13 protein-coding genes are annotated in these 13,740 nt (G+C 46.0%); 3 read left to right on the forward strand and 10 right to left on the reverse strand.

Annotation, left to right across the window (positions count from 1 at the left end):
* Positions 1 to 2: 2 nt before the first annotated feature.
* From E0H88_RS06140 to E0H88_RS06175, 8 genes are all read right to left on the reverse strand, one after another.
* A complete protein-coding gene (locus E0H88_RS06140; protein WP_131273484.1) occupies positions 3 to 1,046 on the reverse strand; it encodes an ABC transporter substrate-binding protein in 1,044 nt (347 codons plus the stop codon).
* 12 nt (positions 1,047 to 1,058) lie between these two features.
* On the reverse strand, positions 1,059 to 1,871 hold the full coding sequence (locus E0H88_RS06145; RefSeq protein WP_131273485.1) for an ABC transporter permease: 813 nt from the start codon (positions 1,869 to 1,871) through the stop codon (positions 1,059 to 1,061).
* A gap of 2 nt (positions 1,872 to 1,873) precedes the next feature.
* Complete coding sequence (locus E0H88_RS06150; protein WP_131273486.1) at positions 1,874 to 2,716, reverse strand: ABC transporter permease; 843 nt, start codon at positions 2,714 to 2,716, stop codon at positions 1,874 to 1,876.
* A 33-nt stretch (positions 2,717 to 2,749) separates the two neighbouring features.
* Positions 2,750 to 3,964, reverse strand: coding sequence for an MFS transporter (locus E0H88_RS06155; RefSeq protein WP_131273487.1), 1,215 nt, complete (start codon positions 3,962 to 3,964; stop codon positions 2,750 to 2,752).
* 14 nt (positions 3,965 to 3,978) lie between these two features.
* Entirely contained in the window at positions 3,979 to 5,034 is a 1,056-nt protein-coding gene (locus tag E0H88_RS06160; RefSeq protein ID WP_131273488.1) for an ABC transporter substrate-binding protein, read from the reverse strand.
* 25 nt (positions 5,035 to 5,059) lie between these two features.
* Entirely contained in the window at positions 5,060 to 6,550 is a 1,491-nt protein-coding gene (locus tag E0H88_RS06165) for a putative porin (RefSeq protein WP_131273489.1), read from the reverse strand.
* A gap of 94 nt (positions 6,551 to 6,644) precedes the next feature.
* Positions 6,645 to 8,153 (reverse strand): amidohydrolase family protein, encoded by a 1,509-nt coding sequence (locus E0H88_RS06170; protein ID WP_131273490.1) that lies wholly within the window; start codon positions 8,151 to 8,153, stop codon positions 6,645 to 6,647.
* A 288-nt stretch (positions 8,154 to 8,441) separates the two neighbouring features.
* Positions 8,442 to 9,290: an SDR family NAD(P)-dependent oxidoreductase gene (locus tag E0H88_RS06175; RefSeq protein WP_131273491.1), complete on the reverse strand. Its 849-nt coding sequence runs from the start codon at positions 9,288 to 9,290 to the stop codon at positions 8,442 to 8,444.
* A gap of 234 nt (positions 9,291 to 9,524) precedes the next feature.
* Between E0H88_RS06175 and E0H88_RS06180 the strand changes: the two genes are divergently transcribed.
* The 3 genes from E0H88_RS06180 to phoR all read left to right on the forward strand — a co-directional run bounded on the left by E0H88_RS06180 (position 9,525) and on the right by phoR (position 12,547).
* Positions 9,525 to 10,214 carry a TetR/AcrR family transcriptional regulator gene (locus tag E0H88_RS06180; protein ID WP_092820043.1) on the forward strand — a complete coding sequence of 230 codons (690 nt, stop codon included), beginning with the start codon at positions 9,525 to 9,527 and terminating at the stop codon, positions 10,212 to 10,214.
* 238 nt (positions 10,215 to 10,452) lie between these two features.
* A complete protein-coding gene (phoB, locus tag E0H88_RS06185; protein WP_092820044.1) occupies positions 10,453 to 11,163 on the forward strand; it encodes a phosphate regulon transcriptional regulator PhoB in 711 nt (236 codons plus the stop codon).
* 25 nt (positions 11,164 to 11,188) lie between these two features.
* The gene (gene phoR / locus E0H88_RS06190; protein WP_131273492.1) at positions 11,189 to 12,547 is read left to right on the forward strand and encodes a phosphate regulon sensor histidine kinase PhoR; all 1,359 of its coding nucleotides are present in this window, start codon (positions 11,189 to 11,191) and stop codon (positions 12,545 to 12,547) included.
* Between the two features lie 45 nt (positions 12,548 to 12,592).
* Here phoR and E0H88_RS06195 read toward each other — a convergent pair whose 3' ends face one another.
* Positions 12,593 to 13,240, reverse strand: coding sequence for a glutathione S-transferase (locus E0H88_RS06195; protein ID WP_131273493.1), 648 nt, complete (start codon positions 13,238 to 13,240; stop codon positions 12,593 to 12,595).
* A 100-nt stretch (positions 13,241 to 13,340) separates the two neighbouring features.
* Positions 13,341 to 13,739, reverse strand: a complete 399-nt coding sequence (locus E0H88_RS06200; RefSeq protein WP_131273494.1) for an OsmC family protein — start codon at positions 13,737 to 13,739, stop codon at positions 13,341 to 13,343.
* Position 13,740: the final 1 nt, after the last annotated feature.

Consider the following 13,740-nt stretch of genomic DNA (forward strand, 5'->3'; position numbering starts at 1 on the left):
TTTTATTCCTTATATTGTTCATTTTTTATAGTGGCGTATGGGTTAAATTGATTGCTGTAGAGCGTGCTGACATTTAACTGATTGGCTTTGAGTTTCTGTTCACTTACCAGCGCATTGACCCACGGCTCGAAGTCTGCATCTTTTTGTACGCCGCCAATTTCAGCGACACCCGTGCCGGTATAAAACGGAATCAGCACTTTGGTTTCATTGCGCTGACGCTTATCAATGATGCTTTCCATACGCGCAATAATTTGTTCTTTAGGCGTGTGATGTAGCCACTCTTGGGCACGTGCCACGCCATTCACAAAAGTTTTGGCAATTTCTGGATGCTGTTGAATAAAATCGTGTCGCATCGCATAACTGCCTGCAGTAAATGCTCCATACAATTCAATATCTTTAAAGATTGGACGCACGCCGCCTGTTTTCAGGGCGCGTTTTTCCAAAATGCCCGAGAACACGGCAATATCAATTTGTCCATTACGCAGTGCCTGTTCGGTACTCACTGGCGGCAACACAATCAGTTCCACTTCACGGATTTCTTCCGGGGTTAATCCATGACGTGCCAAATAATCTTTAACCACAAACTCGTAGTGTGCACCAAAGGCATTCACCGCAACTTTTTTGCCAATGAAATCGCGTGCTTTACGGATCGGACTGTTTTCAAGCACATAAAAACCCACATTCATTTCCGCATCACTGCCATAGGAGGCCACCACAGGAACCACATCCAGCCCTGCAGCGATGACTTTCACCATAGCCCCATTAAAGGCTGAGGCAAAATCGACATCGCCAGCAACCAGAGTGAGTAAATCTTGTGGCCCCCCTTGCACCGTACCGACATAGTCCAATTTAATCTTGCCGAAATAACCCAGATCCTGTGCCAGTTCCGGCAAAGACACTAAGCCCGGATAACTTTGATAACGTAAAGTGGGGGTGGCTTTCGCATTTTGTGGTTCCACCTGCTGGCTACTACAACCCGCAATAATGCTGGCACTGATGGTTACAGCTGCTAAGGCTTTTTGCCAAAATTTAGGAAGTATTTTCATTATTATTTGCTCCTATACACGTTGCTGCCAGCGCAGCACTTTGCTTTCAATACGGGTCAGCGCTGCATTTAAAATCACACCGATGATGCCGATGCTGAACATGCCTAAAATAATCAGAGATACGTTGAACTGTTCCCGCCCGCGGATCACCAGGTTACCCAGACCGACCCCGTAATTGGCCAATAGAAATTCTGAACCCACGGTCGCCAGCCAGGCGAAAATCAAACCGAGTTGCAGACCGACAAAAATCTGCGGACTGGCTGCCGGTAAAATCAGCTTGCGGTAGGTATACAGTTTCGGAAATTGATAGACTTTTGCGACTTCACTGTATTTCACGCTGATGCTGCTCACGCCTTCCAGGCTATGCAGTGCCACGGGATAAAATACCGAAAGGCTGATAAACAGGATTTTTGCGCCGTTGCCATAACCTAAAAAGGTTGAAATTAAAGGCAACCATGCAAACAGTGAGACCTGACGTAATACGTTAAAGCCGGGTGCAAATAACCAGTTGATCCAGCGTGTGGTGCCTAAGGCCACACCGAAAGCAACACCCAGACTGGCGCCAATGACATAACCCGCAAAATTACGGCTTAAGCTCGCCGCAAAACCCTGCCAGAATTCGGCTTGGCTAAAGCTCTGGATTGCACTGCTGAATACCGTGAGGGGAGATGGAATCAGTTTGGCATCCAGCCACTGTAAGGCGGAAGCGGTCGCCCAAAGTGCAATAAATACCAAGGGTAAAATCAAGGCTTGCAGCACTTTAATGCTTTTTTCCACAGCTGGATTTACACGGATAGCTGACTTTTCAAGACTGAGTTCTGACATGATTAACCCCCTACCCGTGTTGCATAAAAACGAGCAAGGCGTTCAAAGGCAGCCAACACGCTGTCCAGAACAAAGCCCGTAATGCCAATGAAAATGATGCCCATAAACACAATATCCAGCTGCATCAACTGACGGCCCCAGACCATCAGGAAACCAATCCCTTCACTACTGGCCAAAAGTTCAACAAAGACCAAGGCCAACCAGGCCTGCATCACGCCTTGGCGTAAGCCGCTAATGATGGCGGGCAAGCTTGCAGGCAAGATCACCTGGAAAAAAGTCTGGAACTTGGAAAACTGGTAGACCTGTGCCACTTCAATTAAACGGCTCGGAACCTGCTGAATGCCTTTAAAGGTTGCGATCAGCACCGGAGATACCACAGCCAAAGAAATGGCCACAATTTTTAAAGCTTCATCAATACCTAAAAAAATCATCAGCAGTGGAATCCAGCCAATAATCGGAAACTGGGTCAGGAGCTGAATCGTCGGCAAGACAAAGCGCTGTGCACGTTGCGACAATGCAAACCAGACTCCGAGACCGAGTCCCAAGCTCACCCCTAAAGCCACACTCCAGAAAATGCGTTTTGTACTGACCAGGAAATGAAATTGCAGATCACCTGACTGCCAGAGTTCAACCGTTGTACTCCAGACCAGCTGCGGTGCCGGTAAAATCTGTTCCGGCAACCATTGGCGTAAGGTGGCCACATACCAGAGTCCCAGCAGCAGCACGGGTACAAGCAGACCACAAGCCAATTGCAAGGTTACGCTCAGGTACTTCTTAAAAAATCCAAATGCACTACGGTAACTTTGCCACTGTACCGAATGTGCGGTTACATTCGTAAGGCTCATGATTCTTGTCCTTCTGCTATATGTTTTGAACCATCAGGTTTTAAAAAAAGAAATAAATGCCTGATCTCGCAAGATCAGTAAAATTAATGCCAGAAATGCCAGACCAATCGGGAAAAATAGGTTTTGCAGACCGATGCTGGCACCCAATGCCGCTCCCAGAAATCCGCCAAACAAGCCGCCGGTTGGTCCAACCAGGGCTAAAATTGGGGAGATTTTTGCCATTGCCGTTTGTTCACCCACTTTGGCAAAGGACATGAAATTTGCGATATGCAGCATGCCCAAACCGAGTCCCAACATCAGCGATGCAGGCCACATCCAGAGCGTGACCGGTGTCAATGCCAAAATCAGTAAGGCGCTACTGATCAGGCCTAATCCGATCAAGTAAAATTTCTGGTATCCCACCAGTTCCGCCAAACCGCCCAGGGTAAAAAGTGAACCGACAAAAATGATGCCTTGTGTGGTGAGCAACATCACCGCCATAGATTCCGGTAAAGCGAAACTCTGGATCGCAATCACCACAATAAAAAAGCCAAAATAGTTATTCGCGACACTGCTTAAAAATTCCAGAGCGCAAATCACCCGTAATGGTGCATGGGTTTTCAGCAAGGCCAGTGGTGCAACCACGTCTCTCCATTGAAAACTCGGCGTACTTTGAGTGTGTTGATGAACTTTTTGAAAGCAAAACGGGGCAAAAAATAATGTGCCCAAAAATAGCAATGCCACGCAGTAAAAACTGCCGCTATAACCAAAATGCTCGATCAGCAATACACTTAAAGCAGGAGCAATCAGAAAGAATCCCATCATGTGTGAACCACGGAACCAGCCGGCTTTGGCTGGCCCTAATCGCTTCAGATTGCTTAAAAACACGGTATTGATGGAGACAAAGCGCATCGGCAAAAAGCAGCTCACCAGTGCGGTTAAGATCATCAGATACCAGGCATTGGCGTGTAAGGGGGTAAGAAAATACAATACGGCCCCCACTACACTGCCGATGCTAAATACCTTTAATGAACCTAAACGCTGTACCAGAACGCCAATCGGCAAGGCCATCAATAAAATGCCAATGTTTTGTGCTGCCGAGATCAAACCGAGTTGCAGTTCAGATGCGTTCAGGTGTACGGCATAAAGTGAAATCAGGACCCGTGCCACCCCTACGCCCAAACCGGCAATAATCGTGAGCAGCACAAAACTGCTCATAAATTTTGCGGTCAGCGGAGTGGTCACAACATTGCTTTCAATGGGATTCATAACCAGGTCCTGAATTATTTCGGCTGACCGTTGGCATTAAATGCACGCCAATAGTTCTGCAAATTCAGTTCTTTTAAAGCATTGTTTAAATACTTGGGTTCGTACCAGGTTTTGGTATCCACATCACGGCGGATGAGTCTTGCGTCTTTGGCAATTTTTAATGCGCTGTCAATTTGTGCACGATGAAACTCATCCAGTAATGGCGAAGTACGGTCTTTCAGGTTCCAGCCATCCCAGGTTTTTTGATAGTCGACCAGTGGAATACCGCTTTGTGACCACAGCTTATACTGGGTGACACGGTTGGCTTCTTCAGAGCTCCATTTCGCCTGTTTGATCAGCGTGGTAACGACACGCTGCGTCACTTCCGGGTACTGTTTTTCAAAACTTTCGGTTACCCAAAAATGTGCCAGTGGGGCAACTTTCGGATCTTTAATTTCAATTAAGTTCTTGGCGACTCCACGTGAAACCAGACTAAAGGGTGACGTAATCGCGGCATCAATATCTCCGGTGGCCAGTGCTGTACGTGCGGAGTAGCCATCTTGTGAAATCACGCGTAAGTCACGCTCAGTAAAGCCATATTTAGCCAGAACACGGTTAAAAACGATCTGTTGGTTTGTCCCTTTAAAGATTGAAAATTTCTTGCCCTTTAAGTCTGCAAATGACTTGGCATTTGAACCCGCAGGAACGACCACATAGGTTGGACCAAAGCGACCGGTTGAAAACAGAACCTTGGTTTTAAGACCCGTTGAACGACCCACCAATGACGGCAAGTCCCCATGTAAAGCAAAATCGACTTTACCGTTGGCTAAGGCTTCATTGGTGGCAGGCCCTGCACCCGGAAAGAATAACCACTTCACCGCAATGCCATCTTTCTTAAATTCCTGTTCCAACACACCACGTAAATGCGCTGAAGCAACAAAGCTCCCGCCTGTTTTTGGCTTACCGCCTTCACCGGCACCCGACATAGAAATGCGGATTTCTTTCGGATTGGCTGCATGGATGTGTAAACTTAGACCGAATGCGGAGAGGGCTAGAAATGTGGCCGCAATTTTTTTAGAAAAAAGTTTCATTAAATCTGTTCCTTAACAATCAAAATTAAAAGGTGTACTGGAATTGCGCCTGCAATTCGTTGGTGTCTTTTTGGGTTGCAGTCTCAATGTCATAGATGTAGTGATTGAGCTGTAACTGGAATTTGGTGGTCTGCGCAAAAAACAGGTTTAGGCCGAGTGAGTGAATGTCATATTCACCTACACGGCCACTTGCGCTATCGAGATAATCTTGCTGATTTTTATTCGGGTTATAGCTGTCGTAACGGTAGTAGCCCTGAACCGATTTCGGCCAGAAATCATCAAACTTGGCATTGGATTTAATACTGTTATAGAACTGGTCACCCAAGGTATAGAACGCTGTTACGGTATGACCTTCTGCTTTGGCTTCTTTTATGGCAGCTACAGTCGTGTCGATATAATCGGTTTTGCCTTGCAGATATTCATAAGTCACGCCAAACGGTGCGTGGTTGTAATACAGGTCAAAACCGAGACGGTCACGTTTGGCCTGGTTATCGCTAATACCGGAGCCGGATAATTTCGCTTCACCTTTAATATAGGAAGCGCCAAATTTCAGCTCACGAAGCCAGCTGGCATAATCGACAGGCAAGGTAAAGGCCACGCGACCGATATAGTCTTTGCTGTTGTTGTCATCGGCTTTGTTGCTGCCATTGCCATTGGTCACCCCAAGTGCATATTCAAATAAAGGCGCACGGTAGTTCGCGCCATAGTCCACAAAGGGCTTGGCATCGCCACGGACAATGAAACCGTTTTGACGGGTAAACAGCCCCAAATACGTCGGTGCAGTTGCAGTACTGATGGTGGGGCGTAAATCTTCTGGAGATTGGACGTCCAAGCCGAATGGCAAGAGTTGTTGCCCCAAAGTCAGGTTCAGCCTGGGAACTTCTGCACCGCCATTGGTGGAAAATACGTGATAGCGCAGGTAGGCATCCAGCAAGTTAAAGTTACTGTTGTTGCTGCCATCATTACGTTTTGAATAGCCGAATGAGGCTTGGTAATCGAGGTTTTTGCCTTCGTTATAATCTTTAAACAAGTTACCGCGCACGCCCAGCAATGCCGTACCCACATCGAAGCTCGATTTAGGTGTATTGGGTGCAGTGTTATTGTCCTGCACATTGGCACGCAGTTGCACCGTACCGAATAAAGTCGTATCACGGGTCGACTTTACGGTTTGGCGTTCGTACTGACGAGACTGGTCGTATTTATAGTTTTCAATATCAGTTCTTAAACCTTCAATGTCGTCGGATGTCGCAGGGGTTACTTCCGCCGTTAGGGCTTCTTCACCAATTTCGCTGTCTTGAGCTGTCAGCTCTTCGCTGTTATCTGCATTTACAACTGGCGGTTTTTTTGTGGTTGTTGAGCTTTGTGCTTCCACTACATTTAAACGCTGCTGCAAAACTTCAATCTGCTGTTTAAGTCCCTCCAATTGCTTGTTGAGAGTGGCATCCTGGGCAAAGCTAAAACTCGATGTCGTCGTCAGAATCAATCCAATCGCAACAGTTAAACTCGTCTTTCTCATTGTTACATTCACTTCATCTATTATTTAAAAAACAAAATTTCCCCTACCCCATGCCAGAGGCATGAGGTTGTTTCAATTTCCTGAGTAGTTAGGTTTAAGCGGCCTGGTTGTTTTTCAGTTTGTGTTCAACCTGCGTACCTTTGAAGAAGTCCGGATTGTTCGCGGTATAGAACTGGTATGGGTTGGTGAACACCAAGGACTTGAAGTCTTCTGCCGTAATGGCGCCTTCTTGCACCAAGTCCCAAGTTTCTGCCAAGGGCTCGGTTAATTCAGGCACATCCCAATGGCCTGAATCGGATGAGTACAGGGCATTAATTTTTTGACCAAATGGATTACCTTTGGGATTCAATGCACCCACGATGGTGCGATCGTCTGCTTCATTGCCAAAATAGAAGTTCGGTACCCAACGGTCCCAGATATCCTGTTTGGTTTGAATTTTGGCCAAGGCAAAATCATTGATTTCTTCAGGTTTTTGCGCCTGGAAACGTGAGGTCGATGCCACACCAAACAAGCTTTCAATGATTTCTTGGTCATTCAGCTCACGACCCTGGTACAGGGTATGCCCATATTGACGATAAAGCTCTAACGCCAATTCACGGTTTAGACGTTCAGGGTTGTACTGTTGCACATGCTCATTACCGCGTTTTTCAAAACGGTCAACCAGATGCGTCAACACGTTTTGACCCCATGCTGCGCCTGCTTCTAGCAAGGCAATACGAAGCTGTGGAATACGCTCAGTCACGCCACCAAAGAACAGGGCTTTGGCCAAGGCTTCAGAGGCATCGGCAAAGTGGTTAATGTGGTTAAACATGTAGTTGCTTGGCGAGTTGCGTGCTACCCAGCTTTGGCTGCCCGAATGGGTCGACAGGTTAATGCCCAAATCCACGCTCTTTTGCCAGAACGGGTCGTAGTCATATTCACTGTCGATACCGAAGAAATCCAACCAATAGGCATAACGACGCAGATCGCTATCTTCGGGATATTTCTCTGCGACGGCTTGAATTGGACGACGTACTGCTCCCGGAATTAACGCTGCTTTTAGACCGAGCTTTTGGGCAAATTCAAGCTCTTCAATGCCTTCTTGTGGGGTATTCAGTGGAATCGCAGCCACTGGGGTTAAACGGTCGGCATAGGGTTTATAAATGTCCGCATGGAAATGGTTAATCGCACGGGTTAAAGACAAACGTAAATCGTCATTGGATGAATTGATTGGGAACAAGGCCAGGTTTGGATACAACACAGCATAGTCTGTTCCAAGTTCTTCTAAGCGCTCATACAATAAGCCCGGTAAGGCAACCGTGGTCAAGTCATAGGTATTTTCTGAAGGAAGTGCCCAAAATGGCGGGCGGAACAAACGACGGTTTTTACGTTCTTCCGGGCTGGCGTTGTACCACTCTGCCGCCAAAGCATTTAAACCGTTACTTTTTAAATGGCTACGGAACACATCCACCACACGTGACCCCCCGTACTGCGCAATATAATCTTCAAGTGCAGGACTGTAGGCATTGGTATGAATGTCCGTATCAATCACTGGAAAATCGAGCTGAGAACGCACTTGAGCAGCACGCGATTGTTTTGCCTTTAAATCTTTTAAAATTGTCATGAGGTTTACCTAATTTCTTATCATTACACCTCCCTGTTATTACAACAAGCGTGCCAACAATTTAAGTTATTGTTTTATATGTTTTTATTAAAAGAATCCCGAGTATTTCTGTTGTTTTTGCATCGATTTTCCTGTTGATTTTTCAACACCTGCTTATATCAATTCAGCAGTAAATGCACTTTCATTTTCTATTTTATGAATAAAGAATTTCTGCATAGATCACTGCTCTGATGCAAATTTCAGCCGTAAAAAAACCCGCAATTTGCGGGTTCTTAAAAGCCTGTTGTTTTAAGCAGATTTTTTGCCTTTATTGCTTAATCTGGTGGCAAATGCTGTGACACGCTGATAACCGGTCGGTAAAATGCGCTGGATTAAATCCAAGGTTTTGGCATCGTTGCCAATCAGCAGACGGCGCTTGTCTTTTTGCACAGCTTCAATAATTTGGCGGGCAGCCTCTTCAGGCGGACAACGCAATAATTTGTTAAAAGACCTGGCCGATTTTTCCGGATGCATGCCCAAAGTTCGAATACTGTCATTCATTTTTGCCGCATTGGCAATATTGGTCCGGATGCCGCCCGGATGCACACAGAGTGCACTCACGCCACAGTTTTCCAGGTCCAGTTCCTGACGCAGCGATTCGGTAAAACCACGTACCGCAAACTTGGTGGCATTATAGGCAGACTGGGTCGGCTGTGCCGTTAGACCAAACAGGCTGGAAATATTGATAATATGCCCTTCACCCGATTGCTTGATTAAAGGCAGGAATTCCTTGGTCCCATACACCACGCCCCAGAAATTAATATTCACAATCCATTCCAGCTCTTCATACGAAGCGCCTTCCACGGTTGAACCCAATGCCACACCGGCATTATTAAAAATCATGTTGACCGAGCCATGGTCCTGAACGGTTTCAGCAGCCCAGTCACGCACTTCTTCCAGTTTGGCCACATTGACTTTTTTCGTGGTCACACGGACATGACTGTCTTTGACCAGTTCAACTGTTTTTGCCAAACCCTGTTCATTGACATCACTCAAGGACAAATGACAGCCCTGCTGCGCCAAAAGTACGGCCAATTGCTGCCCAATACCCGACCCCGCACCGGTAATGGCTGCGACTTTATTTTTAAAATTTTTCATGAGCTATCCTTATTCAGTTTTCTGCCTCAGCCAGCTAAACATCTCGATTGTTTTTCTGTCTGGAAGATTGCAGTTCATCCATCCAATATAATTTTGACAATAATCATTGTCAATATAATATATCGTCTATCCATCCCTGCTGGAAAATCTGCGGCTTTGTTTTACACATAGGTCTGGAGATAAATTATTGTTAATATAAGGCAAAACCTCGATTTCATTTGGCACACCACATTTATGACTGAACAGCACAAAAATTTCGAAGAAAATCAAAATAAACCGGCAAAAACCAAAGAACGTCAATTTAAAGGCCTGTCTTTAAGCGAACGTAAACAGGCGCGTCGTGAAAAACTGATTGAAGCCGGGATTGAAGCCTATGGTACGCATGGTTTTTTTGCAGTGACTGTGAAAGATATTTGCAATGAAGCCAAACTGACCGAACGCTATTTCTATGAATCCTTTAAGAAAAGTGATGAACTGTTTCAGACCATTTTTTTAAAGCTGATTGACCAGTTGCAGCACAATGTCATGCAGGCCATTATGCAGGCCTCGACCGATCCCAAGAAAATGATCGAAGCCGGTCTGACTGCCCTGCTCACTACCTTAAAAGACAATCCACGCATGGCGCGGATTATCTATATCGATGCCATGCTGGTTCAGGAGCTGCATAACCAGGCCACCATCCATGAAACCATGCTGCGTTTTGACCGCATGATTCATGCTTTTGTGATGCTGATGATGCCCAACATTAACCGCTCTGAACGTGAAATTTCGATGATCTCGACCGGCTTGAATGGCTATGTCACCCAAATTGCCATTCGCTGGGTTGTCAGTGGTTTTAAACCCTCAATGGAGGAGGTTCTCTCTTCTTGCAGTGTGGTTTTTTTAGCGCTGCTCGATACTTTTTCAGTAAAAGAAAAAATATGATTTAAACGCGGCTGCTTTCACAAAACCGTAAAAAATGCTCAACACCTTGAATTTAATATATTTACCTAACTGATTTATTTTAAATTCTTGATTGTATCTTATTAAAATTGTGACAATTTTTTTGCGAAATCCAGCCGAACTACCTATTCTGCAATGATACTGTCATAATTAATCTTTGTAATAAGCCTGTCATAAATATAAAACGGTCCACCGTTTACGTGAAATAGGGTATTGCGCTGTGAAAGATGACTATATATTAATCGTCGATGATGAGCTCCCGATCCGGGAAATGATCCATACCTCGCTGGATATGGCGGGCTTCCAATGCCTACAGGCTGAAGATGCCAAGCAGGCCCACCAGATGATTGTGGATCAACGCCCTGTGCTTATTCTACTCGACTGGATGTTACCTGGTGGTGTCAGCGGTGTAGACCTGTGCCGCCGTCTGAAACGCGATGAAACCCTATCAGAAATTCCCGTGATCATGCTCACTGCCCGCGCTGAAGAAGACCATAAAGTACAAGGTCTGGATGCCGGTGCAGATGACTACATGACCAAACCGTTTTCCACCCGTGAACTGGTTTCCCGCATTAAGGCCGTGTTACGTCGTGCCAATGCCCTAAGCGGTGAAAAAACCATTGATGCCAATGGTCTGGTGCTCGACCCTGTCAGCCAGCGGGTCAGTCATGGTCCGAATATTTTAGAAATGGGACCTACGGAATACCGTCTATTGGCCTTTTTCATGACGCATCCGGAACGTGCCTATACCCGAGCTCAATTGCTGGATCAGGTCTGGGGTGGTAACGTATATATTGAAGACCGTACCATTGACGTTCATATCCGCCGTTTGCGTAAAGTGCTGGAACCGTTTGGCGCAGACCGTTATGTACAGACGGTTCGTGGTACAGGTTACCGTTTTTCTACCCGCGCAGATGTCGCTCTAGGTTAGTCATCGTTTAGGTCAATTGTGTTTTATGTATGAACCCTACCCCGTCCCGGAACTTGCACGAGAACATAAACAGTTTCGTTACAGCAGTTTATGGACTTTTGCCAAGCAAGATTTACGCCTGCTCGCCTTTTTATTGCTGATTGCAGGTTTAATCGGTTTAGGGATTGGGTATTTCTGGATTTTTATTCTCATTGCCTTTGCAGTGTTTTTTGCCTTGCAGTTACGTTCGCTTTATCTGGTCAATGAATGGATTTCCAACCGCCCTTATGATGTGCCGCCCAGTTTAAACGGCATCTGGGGAGCCTTGCTGTTTAATGTCTACCGTTCGCAGCGTCAGGAACGTATTGTTCAGGCAGAAATGGTCGGTCTGATTGATCGCGCGCAATCTTCACTGGTGGCGCTGGCCGAAGCGGTGGTGCTGATTGATGAAATGCACCAAATTGAATGGTGGAATCCGGCCGCAGAAAAATTACTGGGTATTCAACCGCTGGATCGCGGTCGCAATATTTTAACCATTCTGCGCCAGCCCAGTTTTATTGAATATTTTAACCATATTGACGAGGCACCCGATGGCCTGAAAATGAAATCTTCAGCCTTTGAAGACCATTATGTACAGGTCAAAATGACCCGCTTTGGTGGAGAAAGCCGCCTATTGGTCGCTTATGACGTGACCCGCATGCATAACCTGGAACAGATGCGCACAGATTTTGTCGACAATATTTCCCATGAATTACGTACGCCGCTTACAGTACTCAGCGGTTATATTGAAACCTTTACTGACCAGGAAGATTTAAACCCGCGCTGGAAACGCGCCTTCGACCAGATGCAGGCGCAAACCAAGCGCATGAATGCCTTGGTGAATGATTTACTGTTATTGTCGCGTTTAGAAAATGACAAAAAGATCGCGAAGAACCAGATTATTGAAATGCCCAGTCTGATGAACCAGCTGTTTGATGACGCACAAGCCTACAATGTCGACTATCACCATGCGCTCAATCTCGACATTGACAGCCATTGCGACCTGATCGGTTCCGAAACTGAACTGGCGAGTGCCTTTAGCAACCTGATTACCAATGCCATTAAGTACACCCCTAAAGGTGGAACCATCACCATGGGCTGGCATGATGACGGTGAACACGGCATCTTTACCGTTCAGGATACCGGCATCGGAATTGATTCCAAACATCTGCCACGTTTAACCGAACGTTTCTATCGGGTCGATAGCGCCCGTAGCCGTCAAACCGGTGGCACCGGTTTGGGTCTGGCCATTGTAAAACATGTGCTGATGCAACACGGCGCACATCTGGAAATTGAATCCAAAGAGAACCAAGGCTCGACCTTTAAAGTCATTTTCCCTAAAGAGCGCCTGTACAAACCCTGCTAGACCTTCCTGTTTTACCCTCCGATTAAAGCACAGCCCACCTGCCTGTTAAGTCAGGCCCTGTTCCTTGAACCTGGCTCGCTGAAAGGCAGGACGTTCCTCAAGACGTTTCAGATACTGGGCGATATGCGGATATGAACCGGAGGTTCTGGATTGAATGGCATCGAGTGGAAACCACATCTGAATATCGGCAAAGGAAAATGAGCCGGCAAAATATTCATGCTTGGATAAATAGTCTTCCAGATAAGCAATATGCTCTTTTAAACGCGGATGAATAAATCCCGCCTTCACGCCAGCCGTAATTTTGTGTGCCACCGGCTTAATCAGCCAAGGAACACGTTTGGGGACATTGTTCATCACCAGCTGCATCAGCAATAACGGCATTAACGAACCTTCGGCATAGTGCATCCAGTAGCGGTATTGTTGCTGATCTTTTTTGGCCTTCGGTTTGAATTTCTGCGCCGTATCATAACTTTCTTGCAAATGTTGCAAAATCACTGCCGATTCCACAATCGTCTGGTCCTCATCGGTCAAGATCGGTGCTTTAGCCAAAGGATGAACCAGTTTTAATTCAGGCGGTGCAGCAAATGTGGGTAAACGCTTATAAAACTTGACCTGATAATCTTGGGCCAGTTCTTCTAAAGCCCATAAAATTCGAAAAGAACGGGATTGATCTAAATGGTGCAGTGTAATCATTATTTTTTGACCTCTATTTTTATATTTCAATCATGACCGATCTGCTTGAAAAAATGACATTCTGCTTTGCACACAATGTCATGGCTATCGGATCATGGATTTAAAGCAGAATCGTGTTAATGTCCAGACTGCGTAACAGTGTCTTGGTGACGGGCGTTTTACTGCTGATGTCTAAAAGTTTTTGTTTCAGTTCATCCGGTAAAGGCTGTGCAAAAGACAAACGACGCTCAATCCATTCTTTGCCTTCTTTATTGGCATTAAAATCGGCTTCTACAGAAAATTGACCAAGCTCGATGCCTTTATGACTGGCATACATGCGCAAGGTAATCATGGTGCAAGAAACCAGACCGGAACAAATAAAATCATAAGGTGCAGGACCCTGATCCTGCCCGCCAAAGGATTCGGGTTTATCCGTCATAAACTGGTGTTTTCCACTTTTCACTTCGCCTGACCAGGGTTCAGCCAGGCTCTGTACTTCTGCATTTGCAATAATGGCCATA

This window comes from Acinetobacter sp. ANC 4216, from assembly GCF_004331195.1.
GTDB classification, from domain to species: domain Bacteria; phylum Pseudomonadota; class Gammaproteobacteria; order Pseudomonadales; family Moraxellaceae; genus Acinetobacter; species Acinetobacter kookii.

Excerpts from the sequence above, each read along its gene's own strand:
- E0H88_RS06160 (WP_131273488.1), bottom strand. The coding sequence starts at position 5,034 with ATGAAACTTTTTTCTAAAAAAATTGCGGCCACATTTCTAGCCCTCTCC.
- E0H88_RS06155 (WP_131273487.1), bottom strand. The coding sequence starts at position 3,964 with ATGAATCCCATTGAAAGCAATGTTGTGACCACTCCGCTGACCGCAAAA.
- phoR (WP_131273492.1), top strand. The coding sequence starts at position 11,189 with ATGTATGAACCCTACCCCGTCCCGGAACTTGCACGAGAACATAAACAG.
- E0H88_RS06170 (WP_131273490.1), bottom strand. The coding sequence starts at position 8,153 with ATGACAATTTTAAAAGATTTAAAGGCAAAACAATCGCGTGCTGCTCAA.
- E0H88_RS06165 (WP_131273489.1), bottom strand. The coding sequence starts at position 6,550 with ATGAGAAAGACGAGTTTAACTGTTGCGATTGGATTGATTCTGACGACG.
- E0H88_RS06145 (WP_131273485.1), bottom strand. The coding sequence starts at position 1,871 with ATGTCAGAACTCAGTCTTGAAAAGTCAGCTATCCGTGTAAATCCAGCT.
- E0H88_RS06195 (WP_131273493.1), bottom strand. The coding sequence starts at position 13,240 with ATGATTACACTGCACCATTTAGATCAATCCCGTTCTTTTCGAATTTTA.
- E0H88_RS06180 (WP_092820043.1), top strand. The coding sequence starts at position 9,525 with ATGACTGAACAGCACAAAAATTTCGAAGAAAATCAAAATAAACCGGCA.
- E0H88_RS06140 (WP_131273484.1), bottom strand. The coding sequence starts at position 1,046 with ATGAAAATACTTCCTAAATTTTGGCAAAAAGCCTTAGCAGCTGTAACC.
- E0H88_RS06200 (WP_131273494.1), bottom strand. The coding sequence starts at position 13,739 with ATGGCCATTATTGCAAATGCAGAAGTACAGAGCCTGGCTGAACCCTGG.
- E0H88_RS06175 (WP_131273491.1), bottom strand. The coding sequence starts at position 9,290 with ATGAAAAATTTTAAAAATAAAGTCGCAGCCATTACCGGTGCGGGGTCG.
- E0H88_RS06150 (WP_131273486.1), bottom strand. The coding sequence starts at position 2,716 with ATGAGCCTTACGAATGTAACCGCACATTCGGTACAGTGGCAAAGTTAC.